General features: G+C 61.6%; 19 protein-coding genes. 13 read left to right on the plus strand and 6 right to left on the minus strand.

Annotated features, from left to right (window positions below; translation table 11 throughout):
- Positions 1-84 precede the first annotated feature (84 nt).
- The 3 genes from AB4N80_RS01830 to AB4N80_RS01840 form a co-directional block, all read right to left on the minus strand.
- On the minus strand, positions 85-456 hold the full coding sequence (locus AB4N80_RS01830) for a translation initiation factor Sui1 (RefSeq protein WP_058543875.1): 372 nt from the start codon (positions 454-456) through the stop codon (positions 85-87).
- Between the two features lie 169 nt (positions 457-625).
- A complete protein-coding gene (locus AB4N80_RS01835; RefSeq protein WP_122567230.1) occupies positions 626-1,183 on the minus strand; it encodes an NUDIX hydrolase in 558 nt (185 codons plus the stop codon).
- Between the two features lie 3 nt (positions 1,184-1,186).
- Positions 1,187-2,254, minus strand: a complete 1,068-nt coding sequence (locus AB4N80_RS01840) for a DUF2333 family protein (protein ID WP_460080423.1) — start codon at positions 2,252-2,254, stop codon at positions 1,187-1,189.
- Between the two features lie 284 nt (positions 2,255-2,538).
- Here AB4N80_RS01840 and AB4N80_RS01845 point away from each other — a divergent pair, with 284 nt between their 5' ends.
- The 12 genes from AB4N80_RS01845 (at position 2,539) to AB4N80_RS01900 (ending at position 18,981) form a co-directional block, all read left to right on the plus strand.
- Complete coding sequence (locus AB4N80_RS01845; protein WP_192263661.1) at positions 2,539-4,209, plus strand: GGDEF domain-containing response regulator; 1,671 nt, start codon at positions 2,539-2,541, stop codon at positions 4,207-4,209.
- A gap of 1,105 nt (positions 4,210-5,314) precedes the next feature.
- Positions 5,315-6,208, plus strand: coding sequence for a methyl-accepting chemotaxis protein (locus AB4N80_RS01850; protein WP_460083197.1), 894 nt, complete (start codon positions 5,315-5,317; stop codon positions 6,206-6,208).
- Between the two features lie 495 nt (positions 6,209-6,703).
- Positions 6,704-7,156 carry a type II 3-dehydroquinate dehydratase gene (gene aroQ, locus AB4N80_RS01855; RefSeq protein WP_122567234.1) on the plus strand — a complete coding sequence of 151 codons (453 nt, stop codon included), beginning with the start codon at positions 6,704-6,706 and terminating at the stop codon, positions 7,154-7,156.
- 48 nt (positions 7,157-7,204) lie between these two features.
- Positions 7,205-7,669 (plus strand): acetyl-CoA carboxylase biotin carboxyl carrier protein, encoded by a 465-nt coding sequence (gene accB / locus AB4N80_RS01860; RefSeq protein WP_053118072.1) that lies wholly within the window; start codon positions 7,205-7,207, stop codon positions 7,667-7,669.
- Positions 7,670-7,686: 17 nt separating this feature from the next.
- Positions 7,687-9,042 carry an acetyl-CoA carboxylase biotin carboxylase subunit gene (gene accC, locus AB4N80_RS01865; RefSeq protein ID WP_122567235.1) on the plus strand — a complete coding sequence of 452 codons (1,356 nt, stop codon included), beginning with the start codon at positions 7,687-7,689 and terminating at the stop codon, positions 9,040-9,042.
- 294 nt (positions 9,043-9,336) lie between these two features.
- The gene (prmA, locus tag AB4N80_RS01870; protein ID WP_013692161.1) at positions 9,337-10,215 is read left to right on the plus strand and encodes a 50S ribosomal protein L11 methyltransferase; all 879 of its coding nucleotides are present in this window, start codon (positions 9,337-9,339) and stop codon (positions 10,213-10,215) included.
- Positions 10,216-10,245: 30 nt separating this feature from the next.
- Positions 10,246-11,469: a DUF3426 domain-containing protein gene (locus AB4N80_RS01875; protein WP_354338530.1), complete on the plus strand. Its 1,224-nt coding sequence runs from the start codon at positions 10,246-10,248 to the stop codon at positions 11,467-11,469.
- A gap of 185 nt (positions 11,470-11,654) precedes the next feature.
- Positions 11,655-12,662, plus strand: coding sequence for a tRNA dihydrouridine synthase DusB (dusB, locus tag AB4N80_RS01880; RefSeq protein ID WP_058544597.1), 1,008 nt, complete (start codon positions 11,655-11,657; stop codon positions 12,660-12,662).
- Positions 12,659-12,979 (plus strand): DNA-binding transcriptional regulator Fis, encoded by a 321-nt coding sequence (fis, locus tag AB4N80_RS01885; RefSeq protein ID WP_003186237.1) that lies wholly within the window; start codon positions 12,659-12,661, stop codon positions 12,977-12,979. Before dusB ends, fis begins: the two co-directional genes overlap by 4 nt.
- Positions 12,980-13,062: 83 nt before the next feature.
- Entirely contained in the window at positions 13,063-14,670 is a 1,608-nt protein-coding gene (purH, locus tag AB4N80_RS01890) for a bifunctional phosphoribosylaminoimidazolecarboxamide formyltransferase/IMP cyclohydrolase (RefSeq protein WP_122567238.1), read from the plus strand.
- Between the two features lie 138 nt (positions 14,671-14,808).
- Positions 14,809-16,104 (plus strand): phosphoribosylamine--glycine ligase, encoded by a 1,296-nt coding sequence (purD, locus tag AB4N80_RS01895; protein WP_122567239.1) that lies wholly within the window; start codon positions 14,809-14,811, stop codon positions 16,102-16,104.
- A gap of 99 nt (positions 16,105-16,203) precedes the next feature.
- Positions 16,204-18,981, plus strand: coding sequence for a hybrid sensor histidine kinase/response regulator (locus AB4N80_RS01900; RefSeq protein ID WP_460080432.1), 2,778 nt, complete (start codon positions 16,204-16,206; stop codon positions 18,979-18,981).
- 27 nt (positions 18,982-19,008) lie between these two features.
- Here AB4N80_RS01900 and AB4N80_RS01905 read toward each other — a convergent pair whose 3' ends face one another.
- From AB4N80_RS01905 to AB4N80_RS01915, 3 genes are all read right to left on the minus strand, one after another.
- A complete protein-coding gene (locus AB4N80_RS01905) occupies positions 19,009-19,686 on the minus strand; it encodes a hypothetical protein (RefSeq protein ID WP_460080434.1) in 678 nt (225 codons plus the stop codon).
- A complete protein-coding gene (locus AB4N80_RS01910) occupies positions 19,683-20,390 on the minus strand; it encodes a hypothetical protein (protein WP_122567242.1) in 708 nt (235 codons plus the stop codon). Before AB4N80_RS01910 ends, AB4N80_RS01905 begins: the two co-directional genes overlap by 4 nt.
- 64 nt (positions 20,391-20,454) lie before the next feature.
- Entirely contained in the window at positions 20,455-21,264 is an 810-nt protein-coding gene (locus tag AB4N80_RS01915) for a hypothetical protein (protein ID WP_122567243.1), read from the minus strand.
- 234 nt (positions 21,265-21,498) lie between these two features.
- On the opposite strand from AB4N80_RS01915, the gene AB4N80_RS01920 reads away from it, so the two are divergent.
- Positions 21,499-22,095, plus strand: coding sequence for a MarC family protein (locus AB4N80_RS01920; protein WP_003186248.1), 597 nt, complete (start codon positions 21,499-21,501; stop codon positions 22,093-22,095).
- Positions 22,096-22,098 lie beyond the last annotated feature (3 nt).

Genomic DNA, 22,098 nt, shown 5'->3' on the forward strand with positions numbered 1-22,098 from the left:
TTCAGAACAGGCTCTGTGAAAACCATGCGGGCGACCTCGAACGCAGGGTTCGGGTCCAGCCGAGGGTGGTTTTCACAGAAGCTGCTAGCCGCCGGATTTCTTTGCCTTGAAGCCGTGCTTGACCAGTTCCGCCAACAGCAGCTCGACGTGATCGCCCTGGATCTCGATGATGCCGTCTTTCAACGCGCCACCGGTGCCACAGCGCTTCTTCAACGTGGTGGCCAGTTCCTTGAGCGCGTCTTCGGCCAACGGCACGCCGGTGATCGTGGTCACCGTCTTGCCGCCGCGACCTTTGCTTTCACGGCGCACACGGGCGATGCCGTCACCTTCCGGGATGGCGGTCTGTTTGCAGATGCAGGCATCCACCGGTTGACGGCAATCAGGGCAATGACGACCGGCGTCGGTAGAAAATACCAGGCCGCCCAGGGCGGCGAAGGATGCGGCTTTTTTGGCCACCGGCAATCCTCTTGGGAGGACAAAGACTGGTCGAGGGGAGAACGTGCCTCGACCGCGAAACCCCACTCAGGCAGGGGCAGCGCTACTGGACCGCAGCGGCGGTTCAGCTTGAAAAGTCGCGCAGTGTAACGGCAAAAAGCCGACTTGCTAAGGGCCAATCAGCGCCAATTTATAGCTTCTTTGCGACGTCGCCACCGTGGACGCGCAAATAGCGTTCAAGTGCCGCCAGGGAGTCCGGGCAGTAAGGCATGCGCTGGATTTCATCGAGCACCTGTTCAAGCGGCAGGAAATGCGCTTCGAGGACTTCTTCAGGTTGCAAGACCAACGGGCCGTCCCACACCGCCGAAAACGCCGAGCACCACAGGCGACTACCGGGGTCTTCGAAATAAAAATGGTCGTGGGCGGTCAGCTCCACGCCGCTCACGCCCAGTTCCTCAGCCAGCTCACGGGCGGCCGACTCGGCGTAGGTCTCGTCGGCCTGGACCATGCCACCCGCCGCCACGTCCCAGAAACCCGGGTAGATGGCTTTGCTCAGGGTGCGCCGGTGAACGCACAGTTCACCGGCCGAATTGAACAGCATGATGTAGGTGCCGCGTCCGATCAGGCCGCGCTCGCGCAACTCCGAACGCACCAGGCTGCCGAGCAGGTTGTCGTGCTCGTCGACCCACGCGATCAGCTCGGCATCCGAGGCCACTCGGTGAGCGACCTCCCGGGGGCTTTCGCTCATGGATCAGCCTTGGTTCAGCAGTTGCCGCAAGTCGATGACCGCTGCGTTGGCCCGAGAAATGTAGTTGGCCATGACCAGCGAGTGGTTCGCCAACACACCGAAGCCGCTGCCGTTGAGGATCATCGGGCTCCAGACCGGTTCCTGGGACGCTTCCAGCTCACGAATGATCTGCCGCACGCTGACCGTGGCGTTCTTTTTCGCCAGCACATCGGCGAAGTCCACCTCGATGGCGCGCAGCAGGTGCGACAACGCCCAGGCCTGGCCGCGGGCTTCATAGAACACGTTGTCGATCTGCAGCCACGGGGTCTCGACCACCTCTTCGTCCACCTGCGGTACCTGGCCCGGCGCCGGGACTTCGGTTTTCAGCGAGGTGTTGAGCTTGACCCGGCCAACGCTGGCCGACAGGCGCTGGGACAACGAACCCAAGCGCGTGCCGACGTCCCCCAGCCAGTTGTTCAGGTTGTCGGCGCGGGCGTAGAACAGTGCGCTTTTCTGGCTCGGGTCGGACAGCCGCGCCTGGTAGCGGCTCAGGGAATTGATGCCTTCCTGGTATTCGGATTCGCTGGAAGGCAGCACCCAACTGCGGTTGTCAAAGTTGAAACGCGGCTCGGCCTTGGCCAGGTCGGCATCCTCGGCGGACTGGGACTGGGAACGGGCGAAGTCCTTGCGCAGGGCGCGGCTCAGGTCGCGGACTTGCACCAGCACGCCGTACTCCCAGCTCGGCATGTTGTCCATCCACAGGCCCGGCGGGAAGCGGTCGTTGGAAATGTAGCCACCCTGCTTGGTCAGCAAGGTTCCGGCCACGGTCTTGAGCGTCTCGACGGTGGTGTAGCCCACCACCATTTGCCGGCTATCCTTCTCGGCCGCGGCCTGGGCGTTCTGCTGCACGGGGAACAACGCGGGCTCCTGGCTCCAGTACCAGCCGAGGGCGATGGTCACCAGCAGGTAAAGACCAATCAGCGTGGCCAGTGCGCGGCTGAAAAAAAGCCCACCCAGGTAGCTGCGGGTGTCCGATTTCGGCTCGGCGGCACGTTCAGGCGCGCTGCCCGCGCGGTTTTTCCAGTCCAGCATGGCGATATCCCTTCAATCACTTGAGTTCTCGGTTCGACCACAACCCTACGCCATCGTGCCTGATTTGAAACGCGATAATGCGGCGCCAATCATGCCGGGCGCGACAGGGCAATCGAACAGCACTATAAAGGAAGCGTTGCCATCGGCCTACGAGACTGTCCAGTCACAAACTGAATTGGGCGACTGGACAGAATATTGACGTATGACACTCATGCGGAGGAAAAGAGGTGCTAGCATAGAGCCACCAGTCGATCTCAGCATGCACCCTAACTAGTAGTCAGGATATGACCGAGCCAGAAGACCCCAGCCGTGAGCGCCTCAAGCACCACTTTGCCCAGCGGGTAATTCATCAGGCTCGTCAGATCCTGGAGATTTGGCAGCGCCTGCAACGCAGTGAGTGGTCAAGCACCGACCTGTCGGAGCTCAGCGAGGCCAATCTGCGCCTGCTGCGCTTCGCCGAGCGCTTCGAACAGCCCGAGCATTCCCTGCTGGCCCAAGGCATCAGCCAGTCGCTGCAAGCGGTGGACGCCAATCGCGGGCGCCTGAGCAGCCACCTGATCACCGAAATCAACCGCCTGATGCAGCGCTTGTCGCGCACCGGCCTGCGCCATGGCGACCAGCTCGAACAAACTTTCCTGCCGCCGCTGCGCAAACCCATCTACGTGATGCTGCAGGACCATGACCGCGCCGAACGCCTGGCCAAGCAATTGGAGTTCTTCGGCCTCAGCGCCCAGGCGCTGGACAGTGTCGCGGCGTTCCGGGCCTCGATGGTTGAGCGCCTACCGGCGGCGATTGTCATGGACGTGGACTTCAGCGGCCCGGGCACCGGCCTGAAACTGGCCGCCGAAGCCCAGGAAGGCCTGGAACAACCGTTGCCGCTGCTGTTCTTCAGCTTGCTGGAAACCGACACCCCGACACGCCTGGCCGCGGTACGCGCCGGCGGACAGGAATTCCTCACCGGCACTCTCGAAGCCTCGAGCCTGCTGGAAAAGATCGAAGTGCTGACCTGCGTCGCCCAGTACGACCCCTACAAAGTGCTGATCATCGATGACTCCCGCGCCCAGGCCTTGCACACCGAACGCCTGCTCAACAGCGCCGGCATCATCACCCGCACGCTGATCGAGCCGATCCAGGCCATGGCCGAGCTGGCGGATTTCCAGCCCGACCTGATCATCCTCGACATGTACATGCCAGCCTGCACCGGCACGGAGCTGGCCAAAGTGATCCGTCACAATGACCGCTACGTCAGCGTGCCGATCATCTACCTGTCTGCCGAAGACGACCTGGACAAGCAACTCGACGCCATGAGCGAAGGTGGCGACGACTTTCTGACCAAACCGATCAAGCCCCGGCACTTGATCACCACCGTGCGCAACCGTGCCGCCCGGGCGCGCAACCTCAAGGCGCGGATGGTGCGCGACAGCCTCACCGGCCTGTACAACCACACCCATATCCTGCAACTGCTCGAGGATTGCAGCTTCCGCGCCCGTCGCGAAGGCAAGCCCCTGAGCTTTGCCATGCTCGACATCGACCACTTCAAACGGGTCAATGACAGCCACGGCCATCCCATGGGCGACCGGGTGATCAAGAGCCTGGCGCTGTTTCTCAAGCAACGCCTGCGCAAGACCGACTTCATCGGCCGTTACGGCGGCGAAGAGTTCGCCATCGTCATGCCCGACACCGACATCGACGCCGCCTGCAAGGTGCTGGACGAGATTCGCCAGCGCTTTGCTGAAATCCACTACCCGGCCCAGCCCCATGATTTGTGGTGCACCTTTAGCGCTGGCGTGGTGGAGATGAGCGATGATTCCGACAGCCTGATGATGGCCAGTCAGGCGGACGAAGCGCTGTACCGCGCCAAGCACGCCGGGCGCAACCGGGTACAGAGCGCCCGCCAATCAAAGCAAAGTGCCACCTTTTCATCGGAATCGACTGATTCAGTCATAAACCTGTAACTCAAGCGCAATAAATTCAGGCACTTACGATTCTGCCCCTGGTAGACCTTTGATGCGCCTGAAGCTGCTGACCAATCTCAACACCCTCCTTTTAGTCGCCGTGTGCCTGGGCCTTGGGGCTACCCTGTGGTGGTCGCAGATCGCCCTGGAACGGCCTTACTTGCTGATGGAGCGCTACCTGGGCCTGTCGCGGCAGTTCCAGGGCGACGTGGCGCGCAACGTCGAGGACTACCTGGCCAGCGGCGACGCCTTGCGCCTGAGCGCGGCTACCCAGGCCTTGGAGACCCTGCAGAAAGATCTCGACCAGTTTCCCCCGGAGCTGGCCAAGACCCTGCGTCCGAGCCTGTCCAACCTTGAGGGCTTCAGCAAGACCGATCTGCTGGCCGCCGGCAAGCTGGCCGGTGATCCACAGGCCTTGTTGCTGCAGGCCGAACGCGAACTGAGCGCCAGCCTCGACCAACTGGCCCAATACGCCAACGGCGCCCCGGCCTACCTGCCACCGTTGTTTGCCGCTTCGCAGCACCTGGGCCGGTTGTCCCTCACGCGGGACAAACTGGTCAGCAGTGGCCGTAGCGAATTGGCCGCCGATGTCGAACGGGAACTGGCGAGCATCCGTGTCGAAGCCGAACGCCTCGACAGCCTGCCACTGCTGGGCGTCACCGTCAGCAGCGAATCAGGCAGCGATGATTTCGCCGCGCTGATGGGCCTGGAAACCCAGGAAAAAACCGTCGCCGAAGACGCCGGCATCGCTCTCAAGCGCGAACTCAACAGCCTGCTCGGCCGTTATCCGGCGGAATTGACCCGCACCCGCGAACTGATCCAGAAACGCACCGAACTGAGCAATGCAACGCACCTGAAAATCGCCGATGTGCAAACGGCGATCGATACCCTGGAACCGGCGGTCCGGGCTCAGCATGGGCAGATCCAGGGAGAGGTTCGCATGATCCAGGGCGTGATGATCGGCCTGATCCTGCTGATCGCGCTGCTGATCGACACCTTGCAGCGGCGCCTGGCCCGGACCTTGACGCACCTGGCTCCAGCCCTGTCGACCTGGGCCGAGGGGGATTTCAGCCGGGACATCCACGTGGGCGCCAGCAACCGCGAAATGCAGGACATCGGGGCTTCGCTCAATCGCCTGCGCGCTTACCTGGTGGACCTGGTGGGCACCATTCGGGTGAACGCCGAACAGGTCGCCGGCAGCAGCCGGGCGCTGGCGGAGCTGAGCGGCGAGCTGCACAGCGGGGCCGAGCATCAGGCCGGCGACACGGCGCTGATCCGTGATTCCCTTAGCGAACTGGAGGCGACGATCCAGCAAGTGGCCGGCGATGCCAGCCAGGCCGCCGACGCCAGCCGCAGCGCCGGGCAAGCGGTGGAGCAAGGGCAGAAAGTCATCGGTTTGAGCCTCACGGGCCTGCATGCGCTGGTGGGGGAAGTGCAAGGCAACGCGCAGATGATCGAACAACTGGCTGAGGAATCCGCAACCATCGGGGGCGTGCTGACGGTGATTCGCTCGATTGCCGACCAGACCAACCTGCTGGCTCTCAACGCGGCCATCGAAGCGGCTCGCGCCGGGGAAATGGGCCGGGGCTTTGCGGTGGTGGCCGAGGAAGTCCGCTCCCTGGCCCAGCGCACGGCCGGCGCCACCGCCGAAATCCAGACGCTGATCGCCCGCCTGCAACTGGCCGCACGCCAGTCGGTGGACGGCATGCGCGCCCAGGTCGAACACGCCGAAGCCACCGCCAACCAGGCGCAAGCGGCCGACGGCGCGCTGGATGAGATCGTCGGCGCCATCCAGACCATCTCCGACACGGCAGTACGCATCGCCGACGTCACCGCCCAACAAAGCGGTGCCGTCAGCGAAATCCGCGATCACAGCGAGCGCATTCACCAACTGGGCGGGGACAACCTGCTGCGCATCGGCCAGGGCCGGGAACAGGGCGACAATCTCCTGGTACTCGGCGGGCGTTTGCACACCGCCGTGCAAGCGTTTCGGGTCTAGCGCCAAAGACTGGATGAATCGTTGTGGCGAGGGAGCTTGCTCCCTCGCCACAGGGTCGATTCCGAAAGAAGTGAACACTCATCGTCAGCCGCCATCTTCTGTGGGAGCGAGCTTGCTCGCGATAGCGGTGGGTCAGCTTGCATCGATGTTGAATGTGCCGCCGTCATCGCGAGCAAGCTCGCTCCCACATTGATTCGGGGGACCCGGGAATGGATGCTCACCGCCGATCCCCTGTGGGAGCGAGCTTGCTCGCGATAGCGGTGGGTCAGTTTGCATCGATATTGAATGTGCCGCCGTCATCGCGAGCAAGCTCGCTCCCACAAGGTCTCGTGCAGGTTGTCCGAACGCGGGTGACCGAATCCGGGGGCATGGTCACAAATTTCGCGCAAACATCGGTCATCGTGCTGGCTATTGCCGAGAACTGGACAGTCATTAAGGCTTTGCGGCATAGTCGCCGGGTTCTGATACCTGCTCACAGATAACAAGGAACAGCAGATGGCGACCCTATTGGTCCTGCACGGACCCAACCTGAACCTGCTGGGCACCCGTGAACCGGGCGTCTACGGCGCCGTGACACTGGCCCAGATCAACCAGGACCTGGAACAGCGGGCCCGCAACGCCGGCCATCATTTGCTCTACCTGCAAAGCAACGCCGAATATGAATTGATCGACCGCATCCATGCCGCGCGTGGCGAAGGCGTGGATTTCATTTTGATCAATCCAGCAGCTTTTACACATACAAGTGTCGCATTACGTGACGCGCTGCTGGCGGTGAGCATCCCATTCATCGAAGTGCACTTGTCCAACGTGCACAAACGCGAACCTTTCCGCCATCACTCCTACTTCTCCGATGTAGCAGTGGGAGTGATCTGCGGCCTTGGCGCCAGCGGTTACCGACTGGCCCTGGAGGCCGCCCTAGAACAGCTTGAAAGACAGGCACCCGCTTGAACAACAAGCGTTAAACGCCCCTGACCGACCCTTGGGAGTTGATGATTCATGGATATCCGTAAAGTTAAGAAATTGATCGAATTGCTGGAAGAGTCCGGCATCGACGAGCTTGAGATCAAGGAAGGCGAAGAGTCCGTACGCATCAGCCGCCACAGCAAGACCCCGGCCCAGCAGTTCTATGCACCGGCCCCGATGCAAGCTCCGGCCGCCGCGCCTGCTCCAGCAGCAGCCCCGGTTGCCGCCGCAGCGCCAGCCGCACCGGCAGCACCAACGTTGAACGGCACAGTCGCTCGTTCGCCAATGGTGGGCACGTTCTATCGCAAGTCTTCGCCCTCCTCGCCGTCCTTCGTTGAAGTCGGCCAGACCGTGAAGAAAGGCGACACCCTGTGCATCGTCGAAGCCATGAAGATGATGAACCACATCGAAGCTGAAACCAGCGGTGTGATCGAATCCATCCTCGTCGAAGACGGCCAGCCGGTTGAGTACGACCAACCGCTGTTCACCATCGTTTGAACCGCGGGGAGCCTTTGATGACTGCGAAGTTGGAAAAAGTCCTGATCGCTAACCGCGGTGAGATTGCCCTGCGGATTCTGCGTGCCTGCAAAGAGATGGGCATCAAGACCGTCGCCGTTTACTCCAAGGCCGACAAAGAACTGATGCACCTGGGCCTGGCGGACGAATCCGTCTGCATCGGTCCGGCGTCGGCTGCGCACTCCTACCTGCATATCCCGGCGATCATCGCTGCTGCCGAAGTGACCGGCGCCACCGCCATTCACCCGGGCTACGGTTTCCTGGCGGAAAACGCCGACTTCGCCGAACAGGTGGAAAACTCCGGTTTTGCCTTCATTGGCCCGAAAGCCGACACCATTCGCCTGATGGGCGACAAGGTTTCGGCCAAGCACGCCATGATCGCTGCTGGCGTACCGACCGTTCCGGGTTCCGACGGCCCACTGCCTGAAGATGAAGAAACCGCTTTGCGCATCGGTCGCGAAGTCGGTTATCCGGTGATCATCAAGGCCGCTGGCGGCGGCGGTGGTCGCGGCATGCGTGTGGTACACAAGGAAGAAGACCTGATTTCCTCGGCGAAACTGACCCGCTCCGAAGCAGGCGCGGCGTTCGGCAACCCGATGGTCTATCTGGAAAAATTCCTGACCAACCCACGTCACGTCGAAGTCCAGGTGCTGTCCGACGGCCAGGGCCAGGCCATCCACCTGGGCGACCGCGATTGCTCGCTGCAACGTCGTCACCAGAAGGTCCTCGAAGAAGCGCCGGCACCGGGCATCGACGAGCAGGCTCGCCAGGAAGTCCTGGCGCGTTGCGTCAAGGCCTGTATCGACATCGGCTATCGCGGCGCCGGTACCTTCGAGTTCCTGTACGAGAACGGTCGTTTCTACTTCATCGAAATGAACACCCGTGTTCAGGTGGAGCACCCGGTTTCGGAAATGGTCACCGGTATCGACATCGTCAAGGAGATGCTCAGCATCGCCGCCGGCAACAAGTTGTCGTTCACCCAGGATGACGTGGTCATCCGCGGTCACTCGCTGGAATGCCGGATCAATGCCGAAGACCCGAAAACCTTCATGCCTAGCCCAGGCACGGTCAAGCATTTCCATGCCCCGGGCGGCAATGGCGTTCGCGTCGACTCGCACCTGTACAGCGGTTATGCCGTTCCGCCGAACTACGATTCGCTGATCGGCAAGCTGATCACCTACGGGGCGACCCGTGAAGAAGCCATGGCGCGCATGCGCAATGCGCTGGACGAAATCGTGGTAGACGGGATCAAGACCAACATCCCGCTGCACCGCGACCTCGTTCGTGACGAAGGTTTCTGCAAAGGCGGCGTCAACATCCACTACTTGGAACACAAGCTGGCCGGTCAACACTGACGGTTTTTGCTCCAGACCAACAAAGCCGCTTTCGAGCGGCTTTGTTGTACCTGTATCCCGCACAAATCCCCCTGTGGGAGCGGGCTTGCTCGCGAATGCAATCTGCCAGTGACATTGATGTTGACTGACCCAACGCTTTCGCGAGCAAGCCCGCTCCCACAAGTACAGCGTCATCCAAGAAGCGAGCGGTAGACATAAGGTCACACCACTCCCACAAAACCCATGCGCTCGCGTAAACTGGCGCGCTTCTCGCAGCCATCGGCTGCACACTCTATTTTTTCAAAGGTGCCCGCCATGCCTTGGCTGCAAGTACGCCTGGCCATCAGCCCGGAACAAGCCGAAACCTACGAAGACGCGTTTCTTGAAGTAGGCGCTGTATCGGTAACCTTCATGGACGCCGAAGACCAGCCGATCTTCGAGCCGGAGCTCAATACCACCCCGCTGTGGTCCCACACCCACCTGCTGGCCCTGTTTGAAGGCGGCACCGAGGCGGCCAGCGTACTGGCCCATCTCGAGCTGCTGACCGGCAGCCCGCTGCCCGAGCATCACAGCGAAGTGATCGAGGACCAGGATTGGGAACGCAGCTGGATGGACAACTTCCAGCCGATGCGTTTCGGCCAGCGCCTGTGGATCGTTCCGAGCTGGCATGCCGCGCCAGAGCCGGACGCGGTCAACCTGCTGCTGGACCCGGGCCTGGCGTTCGGCACCGGCACCCACCCGACCACCGCGCTGTGCCTGGAATGGCTCGATGGCCAGGACCTGAAGGGTTGCAACGTACTCGATTTCGGCTGTGGCTCGGGGATCCTGGCGATTGCCGCGCTCCTGCTGGGCGCCCGGGAAGCAGTTGGCACCGACATCGATGTCCAGGCCCTGGAAGCCTCCCGCGACAACGCCGGGCGCAACAACATCGCCGAAGCCCTGTTCCCGCTGTACTTGCCCCAGGACCTGCCACAGGTCCAGGCCGACGTGCTGGTGGCCAACATCCTGGCCGGCCCGCTGGTGTCCCTGGCGCCGCAGCTGTCGAGCCTGGTCAAGCCGGGCGGACGCCTGGCGCTGTCGGGCATCCTCGCCGAACAGGGTGAAGAAGTCGCTGCCGCTTATGCCGCGGACTTTGACCTGGACCCGATCGCCAATCGCGATGGCTGGGTGCGCATCACCGGACGTCGGCGCTAGAATGATCGCCTGTATTCACCGGATTGCCGCATGACTGACAGCTTCGTCACCCAGTGCCCGCATTGCCACACCCGTTTTCGCGTCAGCCATGCTCAATTGAGCGTGGCCCGCGGGGTGGTTCGTTGCGGCTCGTGCCTGCAAGTGTTCAATGCCGCCCGACAGTTGCTGGAACAACGCACAGCCAAGCAAACGGCGGCTGTCGCGCCACCCGCCAAGCCGGCCGCCGACGCCCCGCCCCGGGCGATCAGCCAGAAACAATGGAGCGCCGCCGAGCTGGATCTGGATGACTTGGACAAGGAACTGGCGCGCCTGGAGCGACGTGATAATCGCGCCCCGGGCAATGCCGGCCGGCGTCGGGAAGACAACCTGAGCGCGCAACGCGATTCGCACTCCAGCGACCAGCAAGCCTGGCCCGACAGCCTGTACAGCGAAACCTCGAGCGAACACGTCGAAACCGTCCTCGATACCCCCTTCGAACCGTTCGAGCCCCACGAGCCGGCCCGACCACCGCGTACCGAACCGTCCCTGTCCCTGGCCCTCGAACCGCTGGAACCGGACGACGAACCGGCCGCCCCGCTCCACCTCGCGCTGGACAACGAGCCCGACGAACACCTCGAGCGGCTGTCCGCTACCGTTGACCACGACGATGAGCCCGAGCGACCGCTGCCACTGCGCAAGTCACGGGAACGCCAGGAGCCGGGGATACGCGCCGAGGCCCTCCACGACCTGGACGACGACCCGCTGCAACTGGATTGGCGCAAGCGCCGCTCACCCTGGGGCCGACGCCTGTTGTGGGCCCTGCTGATACTGCTCGCCGCCGCTGCCCTGGGCGGCCAGTACATCGCCTACCATTTCGAAGAACTGGCCCGCCAGGACCAGTACCGGCCGTGGTTCCTGCAAATCTGCCCGACCATCGGCTGCGACGTACCGTCCAAGGTCGACATCGCCAAGATCAAAAGCAGCAACCTGGTGGTGCGCAGCCATCCGGAGTTCAGCGGCGCCCTGATAGTGGACGCGATCATCTACAACCGTGCGCCCTTCTCCCAACCTTTTCCGTTGCTGGAGCTGCGCTTTGCCGATCTCAACGGGCACCTGATCGCCAGCCGTCGCTTCAAGCCCGGGGAATACCTGGGCGGCGATCTCGAGGGCCGCGGCGAAATGCCGCCACAGACGCCCATCCACATCGCGCTGGATATCCTCGACCCCGGGCCCAAGGCGGTGAACTACAGCCTGAGCTTTCATTCCCCCGAGTGAAAGCGGCCAAGGTCGGCCAATTGACGGCAGCTTTCTGACTGACCCCAGCCAGACCAAACCGCTGGCGATAACAAAATAGCTGTTCAGATTTTATCCAATTCGATCTTTATCCAGTCATCGAGAGCGGGTATCATGCCAACCCTTTTTCGAAGTCTCATGATCCGGCCCCACTTCAGGGAAGTCCTATGTCGGCGGTACGCATCGGCCCATATACATTGCAGAACGGCCTGGTTCTCGCCCCTATGGCGGGCGTCACCGACCAGCCCTTTCGTCAGCTTTGCAAACGTTTGGGCGCAGGCTTGGTGGTGTCGGAAATGGTCACCAGCGACATGAGTTTGTGGAACACCCGCAAATCGCGTCTGCGCATGATCCACGAAGGTGATCCCGAGCCCCGCTCGGTACAGATCGCCGGTGGCGACGCACAGATGCTGGCGGAGGCGGCCCGGGCGAATGTCGAGTTGGGGGCGCAGATCATCGACATCAACATGGGCTGCCCGGCGAAAAAGGTCTGCAACAAGGCCGCCGGCTCGGCACTGTTGAAAGATGAAGCGCTGGTCACCGAGATCCTGCAGGCCGTAGTGGCCGCGGTCGATGTGCCGGTGACCCTGAAGATCCGCACCGGGTGGGACCGGGAGAACAAGAATGGCCTGGTGGTGGCGAAGATCGCCGAACAGGCGGGCATCACGGCGTTGGCGGTCCATGGCCGCACCCGTGCCGACCTGTACACCGGCGAAGCCGAGTACGACACCATCGCCGCGATCAAGCAGGCGGTGTCGATTCCGGTGTTTGCCAACGGCGACGTTGACTCGCCCGAGAAGGCCCGGTACGTGCTGGACGCCACCGGTGCCGATGGCCTGTTGATCGGTCGGGCCGCCCAGGGGCGGCCATGGATTTTTCGTGAGATCGAACACTATCTGCGCACCGGCGAAAAGCTCGCTGCGCCACAGTTGTCCGAGGTGGAACGTATTCTGCTAGAGCATCTGGCCGCGCTACATGCCTTCTACGGAGAGGTCATGGGCGTACGCATCGCTCGCAAGCATGTGGGCTGGTATCTCGCAACCCTGCCGGGCGCCAGGGAGTTTCGCGCCCGTTTCAATCGTTTGGATGGTACGCAAGCACAATGCGCCGACGTTCAGGCGTTCTTCGCTGAGCGTTACAAGAGCCTGACAGGGGACGAAGGGGTGGCCGCATGACGATGATGACCGAGACTTTAGTGAGTGGAACAACACCCGTGAGCGACAACGTGAATTTGAAACAGCACCTCAACACGCCCAGCGAAGAAGGTCAGACCCTTCGCGGGAGTGTCGAGAAGGCGCTGCACAATTATTTCGCCCACCTTGAGGGCGCTGCCGTCACGGATGTGTACAACCTGGTGCTTTCCGAAGTCGAGGCACCGCTGCTCGAAAGCGTGATGAACTACGTCAAGGGCAACCAGACCAAGGCCAGTGAGCTGCTGGGCCTGAACCGCGGCACCCTGCGCAAGAAACTCAAGCAGTACGATCTGCTGTAAGCATTCAATCAAACCAGAAAGGCGCCCGCATAAAAAACGGTCGCCTTTTTTGCTGACTTCCCTTGCTTTTGATGGAAATTGAAATGACCGACCAGACCACCCGCCTGCCGATCCGCCGCGCCTTGATCAGCGTTTCCGACAAGACCGGGATCCTCGAATTCGCCCGCGAGCTGCAACAGCTGGGCGTCGAGATTCTCTCCACCGGCGGGACCTTCAAGCTGCTGCAGGACAACGGCGTTGCCGCAGTGGAAGTCGCGGACTACACCGGTTTTGCGGAAATGATGGACGGTCGGGTCAAGACCCTGCACCCGAAAATCCACGGTGGGATCCTGGGCCGTCGCGGCATCGACGACGCCATCATGAACGAACACGGCATCAAGCCGATCGACCTGGTGGCGGTCAACCTCTACCCGTTCGAAGCCACCATCAACAAGCCAGGTTGCGACCTGCCGACCGCCATCGAGAACATCGACATCGGCGGCCCGACCATGGTCCGCTCGGCGGCCAAGAACCATAAAGACGTGGCCATCGTGGTCAACGCCAGCGACTACGCCAGCGTGCTGGAAAACCTCAAGGCCGGCGGCCTGACCTACGCCCAGCGTTTCGACCTGATGCTCAAGGCTTTCGAACACACCGCCGCCTACGACGGCATGATCGCCAACTACATGGGCACTGTGAACCAGGCTGCTGAAACCCTGTCGACCGAAGGCCGCAGCGAGTTCCCGCGCACCTTCAACACCCAGTTCGTCAAGGCCCAGGAAATGCGCTACGGCGAGAACCCGCACCAGAGCGCAGCGTTCTACGTGGAAGCCAAGCCTGCCGAAGTCGGCATCGCCACCGCCACCCAACTGCAAGGCAAGGAACTGTCGTTCAACAATGTGGCCGACACCGACGCCGCGCTGGAATGCGTCAAGAGCTTCGTCAAGCCCGCCTGCGTGATCGTCAAGCACGCCAACCCGTGCGGCGTGGCCGTGAGCCCGGACGCCGAGGGCGGCATCCGCCAGGCCTACGAACTGGCCTACGCAACCGACACCGAGTCGGCCTTCGGCGGCATCATCGCCTTCAACCGTGAGCTGGACGCCGAGACCGCCAAGGCCATCGTCGAGCGCCAGTTCGTCGAAGTGATCATCGCCCCTTCGGTCAGTGAAAAAGCCCGCGCCATCGTGGCTGCCAAGGCCAACGTGCGCCTGCTGGCCTGCGGCCAATGGTCGGCCGATCGTGCGCCGGCCTGGGATTACAAGCGCGTCAACGGCGGCCTGCTGGTCCAGAGCCGTGACATCGGCATGATCGGCAGCGAAGACCTCAAGGTCGTGACCCAGCGTGCCCCGAGCGAGCAGGAAATCAACGACCTGATCTTCGCCTGGAAAGTCGCCAAGTACGTCAAGTCCAACGCCATCGTCTACGCCAAGAACCGCCAGACCATCGGTGTCGGCGCCGGCCAGATGAGCCGCGTGAACTCGGCCCGCATCGCCGCCATCAAGGCTGAACACGCCGGCTTGCAGGTACAGGGCGCGGTCATGGCCTCCGATGCGTTCTTCCCGTTCCGCGACGGCATCGACAACGCGGCCAAGGTCGGCATCACCGCCGTGATCCAACCGGGTGGTTCGATGCGTGACAGCGAAGTGATCGCCGCTGCCGATGAAGCCGGCATCGCCATGGTCTTCACCGGCATGCGCCACTTCCGTCACTAATATCGCTCAATGTGGAAGCTGGGTTTGTGTGGGAGCAAGCCTTGCTCCCACACAAGCCCAGCTCCCACACAAGCTCACTCCCACAGAAAAGCATCTGTGCGATGCTCAACAGAATCAGCGTCATCCGAGGTTTTTGAAATGAATGTTTTGATCATTGGCAGCGGTGGCCGCGAACACGCCCTGGCCTGGAAAGTGGCCCAGGATCCCCGTGTGCAGAAGGTTTTCGTGGCACCGGGCAATGCCGGCACCGCCATCGAAGCCAAGTGCGAAAACGTCGCCATCGACGTGCTGGCCCTGGAACAACTGGCCGACTTCGCCGAGAAGAACGTCTCGCTGACCATCGTCGGCCCGGAAGTACCGCTGGTCGCCGGCGTGGTCGACCTGTTCCGCTCCCGTGGCCTGGACTGCTTCGGCCCGACCGCCGGTGCCGCACAGCTGGAAGGCTCGAAAGCGTTCACCAAGGACTTCCTGGCGCGTCACAAGATCCCGACCGCCGACTACCAGAACTTCACAGAAATCGAGCCGGCCCTGGCGTACCTGCGCGAGAAAGGCGCACCGATCGTGATCAAGGCCGACGGCCTGGCCGCCGGTAAAGGCGTGATCGTTGCCATGACCCTGGCCGAGGCCGAAGACGCCGTGCGCGACATGCTCGCCGGCAATGCCTTCGGTGACGCCGGTTCCCGCGTGGTGATCGAAGAGTTCCTCGACGGCGAGGAAGCCAGCTTTATCGTCATGGTCGATGGCAAGAACGTCCTGCCGATGGCCACCAGCCAGGACCACAAGCGTGTCGGCGATGGCGACAGCGGGCCGAACACCGGCGGCATGGGCGCCTACTCCCCAGCCCCGGTGGTGACCGCCCAGGTGCACCAGCGCGTCATGGACCAGGTGATCTGGCCGACCGTGCGCGGCATGGCCGCGGAAGGCAACGTCTACACCGGCTTCCTCTACGCAGGCCTGATGATCGACAAGGCTGGTAACCCAAAAGTCATCGAATTCAACTGCCGTTTCGGCGATCCTGAGACCCAGCCGGTGATGCTGCGCCTGCAATCGAGCCTGGTCCTGCTGGTCGAGGCCGCGCTGGCCCAGGCCCTGGACAAGGTCGAAGCCCAATGGGATCCGCGCCCAAGCGTCGGTGTCGTATTGGCGGCCGGCGGTTACCCGGGCGACTACGCCAAAGGTAGCGCAATCCAGGGCCTGGACGCCGCGGCCCGGCTGGAAGGCAAAGTCTTCCATGCAGGCACCGCGTTGAAGGATGGGCAAGTGGTCACCGCCGGCGGTCGTGTGCTCTGCGCCACCGCCATGGGCGCCAGTGTCGACGAAGCTCAGCAGCAAGCCTACAAGCTTGCCGCCGAGATCGACTGGGAAGGTTGTTTCTACCGCAAGGACATTGGCTACCGTGCCATTGCCCGTGAGCGTGGCGAAAATCTGGAATAACCCAGCCATTCAGCCAGGCAAGGGTCTGCGGCCCTTGCCTGACTGTTCCGGCGCCGCGCATAGTTATAATCTGGCATCAACCTACGAAGGGATTTCGCCGTGCGCTGGCTCAGGATTGCCATAGGCTTTACCGTCACCCTGCTGACGCTGCTCTGCATGCTCCCGGCCCAGGCCGCGCCAGGCAGTGGTTGGGCGGTATTGCTCGACGAACAGGGCGACCTGACGCTGAGTGATATCCGCTCTGCCCGCTACACCAATCAATTCAGCCCCATCGACCTGGACCGCCTCAAGGCCGCCGAGCCCGGCGGTGCATTGTGGCTGCGTTTTCGCCTGGCCCCGGACAGGCACGAACAAATCCTGCGCATCTTCGCCCCCGACCTGTCACGCCTGAACCTCTATGTACTGGACGGCGATACCCTGGTCGAGCAACAAGTCAGCGGCAATGCCACGCCGCATACCGAACCGGCAGTGCCCAGCAGCGACTTCATGTTGCCGCTGCCGCGCAGCGATAAATCGCTGGACGTCTACCTGCGACTGGCCTCGCGCCACGAACTGCGCCCCTACGTCACCCTGCAATCGGCCGTCGCGGCGGCAGCCGATCAGAACCAGACGCTGATCTACGGGCTGCTGTTCGGCTGCATCGCCATGCTGATCCTGCACAACCTCACCCGCTACGCCTATACCCGTTCACGCAGTTGCCTGTGGCTGGCCGCCTGTGAAGGGCTGTTGATGCTCAGCCTGGCGCTGTTGCTGAACCTGGCTGGGCCCTGGCTGCCCGACTGGCCGTCGGTGCAGACGCCCGGGGCCTACCTGGCGCTGCTGCTGACGGCGCCCTGCGGCCTGATGTTCGCCTACCGCTTCTTCGCGCCCCTGGGGCCGCACCCGTTGAACCGACTGCTGCTGGGGGACATTGTGTTCGTCATGCTGTGCAGCCTGCTGCTGTTGTTCGTCAACACGCTGCCACTCAATATCATGACCTACGCCCTGGTGGCCCTGGCCGGCCTGAGCATGCTGTTCGTCAGCGCCTGGCACTGGCAAAAGGGCTACCGCCCGGCCCGGCTGTTCGTCGCAGCCATGGTGGTCTTCAACCTGGGCACGCTGATCATTCTTCCGGCACTGCAAGGGCTCACGGAAGTCCCGCCCCAGGGCTTGATCATTACCTTGCTGATCTTCATCTGTATCAGTGGCCTGTTGATGAGTGTCGCCCTGGGCGAGCGCCAGCGCTCGATCAACGAAAGCCGGTTCAGCATCAGCCGCGACCTGGCGGCGAGTAATGCCGAGATCAATGCCAAGGCCGAGTTCCTGGCCAAGATCAGCCACGAGATCCGCACCCCGATGAACGGCGTGCTGGGCATGACCGAGCTGCTGCTGGGCACGCCGTTGTCGGTCAAGCAGCGCGACTACGTGCAGACGATCCACAGCGCCGGCAATGAACTGCTGACCCTGATCAACGAGATCCTCGACATTTCCCGGCTCGAATCCGGGCAGATCGAACTGGACGACGTGCAGTTCGACCTCAATGCCCTGATCGAGGATTGCCTGAGCATCTTCCGCGCCAAGGCCGAACAGCAGAATGTCGAGCTGATCAGTTTCATCCAGCCCCAGGTGCCGCGGGTGATCAGCGGTGACCCGACGCGGCTGCGCCAGGCACTGATGAGCCTGCTGGAAAACGCCCTGAAGAAGACCGACGAGGGCGAAGTGCTGATCGTCGTGGCCCTCGACGAGCGCAGCCATCAGCCACGCCTGCGCATCGCCGTGCAGGACAGCGGGACGCCGATGGACGCCGAAGAGCGCGACACGCTGATGCACGCCGAGCTGCACAGCAAGAATTTCCTCTCGGCCACGCGCCTGGGGGGCAACCTGGGGCTGGTCATCGCTCGTCAGTTGATCATCTTGATGCACGGGGAATTCGGTATCAAAAGCGGCAACAACCAGGGCAGTACCTTGTGGCTGACCTTGCCGCTGGACCCAGATCGCCTCGAACACCCGACGTCCGACCTCGATGGCCCGCTGCAAGGGGCACGGGTGCTGATCGTCGATGACAACGACACCTGCCGCAAAGTGCTGGTGCAACAGTGCAGTGCCTGGGGCCTGAACGTCAGTGCGGTGCCCTCGGGCAAGGAAGCCCTGGCGCTGCTGCGGACCAAGGCGCATCTGCGGGATTATTTCGACGTGGTGTTGCTGGACCAGAACATGCCCGGCATGACCGGCATGCAACTGGCGGCCAAGATCAAGGAAGACCCGAGCCTGAACCACGACATCCTGTTGATCATGCTCACCGGCATCAGCAACGCGCCGAGCAAGATCGTGGCGCGCAACAGCGGGGTCAAGCGCATCCTCGCCAAACCGGTGGCCGGCTATACCCTCAAGACCACCCTGGCGGACGAGTTGAACCAGCGTAACCGGGGCCAGGCGACGAACGTGCAGGTAAACGCCGGCCCGCCTATCGCGGTGAAGGTGCCGAGCGATTTCCGCATCCTGGTGGCCGAGGACAACAGCATTTCCACCAAGGTCATCCGCGGCATGCTCGGCAAGCTCAACCTGCAACCCGACACCGCCAGCAACGGCGAGGAAGCCCTCAAGGCCATGAAGGAGCAGCGCTACGACCTGGTCTTGATGGACTGCGAAATGCCGATCCTCGACGGGTTTTCCGCCACCCAGCAGCTGCGAGCCTGGGAAATGGGTAACCAGCGCACCCGCACCCCCGTGGTGGCGCTCACCGCGCACATCCTGGCCGAGCATAAGGAGCGCGCCCGCCAGGCCGGGATGGACGGGCACATGGCCAAGCCGGTGGAGCTGTCGCAACTGCGAGAGCTGATCGAACACTGGGTGGCCCAGCGCGATCAGCAGAACAAGACCGCGGCGCATTCGTCCTAGCGACGTGCGCTGACGTCCGAAGCCTGTTCAACATTTCAACGCATGAATATTGCGGGTGGTTTCGGCAATAACCGCAGCCAGGACTTTTTCCCGGAATGTTGCGTAATGCAGCGTGTTGAACGTCACGACCGCCATTTCTTCAACGCTGGTCTGCACAACCTGTTCGATCGGCCAAAAGAGAAAGGTCGAGACTGTTTTACGAAGGCTGAATTGCTTGTGGTAAAGAGCGACTTCTATTCGCCCAGGCGATTTCGGCAGGCAGGAAGTTATCTGGAAGAACGCCGAGTCATGCTGCAGGCTTGCCCGCTCGAATACCTCAAGGGCTTTTGGATTTCGCTCCAGGGCGCCAATCGACTCAGTCGCCGGCCGCGCAAAGCGTTCATCGAAGGCCTGGGATAGTTGCCGGGAAATACTCTCGGCCATTGACCCCTCGCCCGCCTGCCCAGGCCTGAGAGAACGCGCCGAATCCCATCCCAGGTACCTGAGCGTGTTCCTGTAGTAGCTGAACCAGCTGCCCACCAAACCGTCCTGATAAGCCGACCTCGTTGCCATCTGCGCGTACAGGTTACTCAGGCAGATGTCTTCGCGATCCTGAGGGGACAGTCGCTGGTCAAACGACAAAAGGCTTGAACCCACGACGGCAGCCGTCGTGGCATCGCGGCTGTGAAACAAGCGCTCGCCAGCCTGCAGGCGCTCAATATTCATAGCGCGCCCTCCCGTTCAACGTTGCCGGAAATATCAAAGACATGCTTCGTCGGCTTATCCCCAAGCTTTTGCACAATCGCACCGCGAAGAGGGTCGTAAAGCTCTTTCGATAAGTTGACCTGGAAGCATCTGGACTGAAGATTACCCACCACATTGGCGACAGACAGGCACTGCCCAAGCGGGTTGGAAATAGCCGATTGCGTGGTCTCATAGCTCAGGGAAACGCTGCTCAGCAAGGGGCCTTGCCCGGCCAGGATCACTTGCAGGCAGACCCTGCCAACGGCCTCTGACGATGGCACGACCTCCTTGCGCTTGCAGGTCTGGTCGCGCAACTGCTCGATGGCCGGCAGGGTATCGGGCAATTGCGCGACACGGTTCAACAGGCGAGTGACTTCATCGGCGACCGTGCGATCAACATACTCTCCCAGTCGATGCCCTAACCAATGCGCCGCAGTGACGTTGGATTGCTCATCGAGTGTGAAGTTGTTCCACGCCACAGCCTTTTGCAACCAGCCGTTCTTCAAGACGTCACGGTACTCGTCATACCATATTTGCGTCTGGGCATAAGCCGGATACTTTTTATTGGCGACCAACTGCGCAAACAATACCGAATCCAATACATCGCTTTTTTCCTGCCCTGTCATATCCCGCGGCAAGACCAAAACAACACCGGCGTTAATAAAAACCGAATAACGATCATTCATTGCAATCACCTCATTCTTTTCAGGGTTGGCGACTACGTTGTAGTCGCCAGGTGGCTATACAAGATCAGAGTTCGTACGCTTCGATTTTTTTCTGTGCGCGATCGCCGAGTTTCTGGATAATAGATTCGCGGGTTTTGTTAATAATGGCCGGCACCATGGTCATATGACTTTCACCGCGATACAGATCGACCGAACTGCTGTCCCAATTAACAAACAGGACTTGAGTCTGGTTCGTGCGCTTGATGAAACGCACGGCCCCCAGCGCCATGATGACTTCACCATGGGGTGTCTCGTGACAGGCAGCGACACCAAACCCTCCCGTGCCAGACTCCTGGATGTTCTGGTCGAACACCCGAAGCGGCCTGTCACGGGTTTGCAAGGCCGCGATGGCATCAGTGGCGACCTTGAGCATCAGCAGTGACGTAGGCCCGGGAACCGCGGCTGCCGTCATCGCCGACCCCAGGATCTTCAGCACCAGTTGATCCATCGTGAAACTTTTGCCCGAGGCGGCAACCGAGTCGTAGTACATCTGCAGGATCGCCCAGCCGCAAGTCTGCATCACCTCCAGGAAAAGTTCATACCACTCCTTGCCTTGGTCATCCCGTGGGAATTGCTTGCTAGCCACCAACGACGCAAACAGATAAGAGTGCTGGATATCCGCCTGGCTTTGTTCGGACATTCCCGAAACAAAGGCCAGGATACCGTCCCCCACCACTGAAGCACGATCCGGTTTTTCCGGATAGCCCGCCATCTCGGCAGAACGGATAACATTAATACGTGGCGAGAATTCAAACTGTTCCGGCGCAATATCATAAGCATTCAAGCGCTCAAGGCGATCAGCCAGGGTTAAAACAGAACCATATTTAGCGTTCATAATACTTCCTTGTTTAATCAAGATCCTCCATGGATCCGAGACACAAACTTACGCAACCGATTTCACAACAACAAGCGCGCAACTGTAACCGTAAATAATCGACCTCAACTACTTACCCTTACATGTAATGAAGTGGCGTCTCCCTGTACTTGCATCTCTCCCTTGCCACGAGCCGACAGACACCCCGACGCCTGATAGACTCCACGTCAAATTCATTCGTCGCGAGCCTCAACCATGCTCCATGTGCTGTTCAGCGTTTACCTGAAGATGCTGGTGCTCTACAGCCCCTTCTTCGTTCTGTCCTGCTTTATCGGCCTGACTCGCGGCTATTCACGCAAGGAACAACGCCGCCTGGCCTGGAAGGTCGCAACGGCGACGCTGGTCTCCAGCGTGTTGCTGTATCTGTTCGGACGGGTGATTTTCAGCGTGTTCGGCATCACCGTGGATGCGTTCCGTATCGGCGCCGGCAGCGTGCTGTTCATTTCGGCCCTGGGCATGGCTCAGGGCAAGTCGGCCGTGCAGACCGACAACGTGCAGCAGGACGTGACCATCGTCCCGCTGACCATTCCCTTGACCGTCGGCCCCGGCACTATCGGCGCCCTGCTGGTGATGGGCGTGAGCCAGCCGCACTGGGACGACAAACTCATGGCCATCATCAGCATCGCCCTGGCGAGCTTCACCGTCGGCGTCGTGCTTTACCTGTCCAGCCGCATCGAACGGATCCTCGGCGACCAGGGCCTGCAGATCGTCAGCCGCCTGATGGGGCTGTTTGTCTGCGCCCTGGCGGCGCAGATCATTTTTACCGGGGTGAAGGGCTACCTGGTGCCGTAAAAG

The sequence above is a fragment of the Pseudomonas sp. H3_A02 genome, from assembly GCF_054671965.1.

Bases quoted from the DNA above. Each gene is read 5' to 3' on its own strand.
- prmA (WP_013692161.1), top strand. From the start codon at position 9,337: ATGCCTTGGCTGCAAGTACGCCTGGCCATCAGCCCGGAACAAGCCGAA.
- AB4N80_RS01850 (WP_460083197.1), top strand. From the start codon at position 5,315: ATGCAGGACATCGGGGCTTCGCTCAATCGCCTGCGCGCTTACCTGGTG.
- AB4N80_RS01840 (WP_460080423.1), bottom strand. From the start codon at position 2,254: ATGCTGGACTGGAAAAACCGCGCGGGCAGCGCGCCTGAACGTGCCGCC.
- AB4N80_RS01915 (WP_122567243.1), bottom strand. From the start codon at position 21,264: ATGAACGCTAAATATGGTTCTGTTTTAACCCTGGCTGATCGCCTTGAG.
- AB4N80_RS01875 (WP_354338530.1), top strand. From the start codon at position 10,246: ATGACTGACAGCTTCGTCACCCAGTGCCCGCATTGCCACACCCGTTTT.
- aroQ (WP_122567234.1), top strand. From the start codon at position 6,704: ATGGCGACCCTATTGGTCCTGCACGGACCCAACCTGAACCTGCTGGGC.
- fis (WP_003186237.1), top strand. From the start codon at position 12,659: ATGACGATGATGACCGAGACTTTAGTGAGTGGAACAACACCCGTGAGC.
- dusB (WP_058544597.1), top strand. From the start codon at position 11,655: ATGTCGGCGGTACGCATCGGCCCATATACATTGCAGAACGGCCTGGTT.
- AB4N80_RS01835 (WP_122567230.1), bottom strand. From the start codon at position 1,183: ATGAGCGAAAGCCCCCGGGAGGTCGCTCACCGAGTGGCCTCGGATGCC.
- AB4N80_RS01910 (WP_122567242.1), bottom strand. From the start codon at position 20,390: ATGAATGATCGTTATTCGGTTTTTATTAACGCCGGTGTTGTTTTGGTC.
- purH (WP_122567238.1), top strand. From the start codon at position 13,063: ATGACCGACCAGACCACCCGCCTGCCGATCCGCCGCGCCTTGATCAGC.
- accB (WP_053118072.1), top strand. From the start codon at position 7,205: ATGGATATCCGTAAAGTTAAGAAATTGATCGAATTGCTGGAAGAGTCC.
- purD (WP_122567239.1), top strand. From the start codon at position 14,809: ATGAATGTTTTGATCATTGGCAGCGGTGGCCGCGAACACGCCCTGGCC.
- accC (WP_122567235.1), top strand. From the start codon at position 7,687: ATGACTGCGAAGTTGGAAAAAGTCCTGATCGCTAACCGCGGTGAGATT.
- AB4N80_RS01845 (WP_192263661.1), top strand. From the start codon at position 2,539: ATGACCGAGCCAGAAGACCCCAGCCGTGAGCGCCTCAAGCACCACTTT.
- AB4N80_RS01920 (WP_003186248.1), top strand. From the start codon at position 21,499: ATGCTCCATGTGCTGTTCAGCGTTTACCTGAAGATGCTGGTGCTCTAC.
- AB4N80_RS01905 (WP_460080434.1), bottom strand. From the start codon at position 19,686: ATGAATATTGAGCGCCTGCAGGCTGGCGAGCGCTTGTTTCACAGCCGC.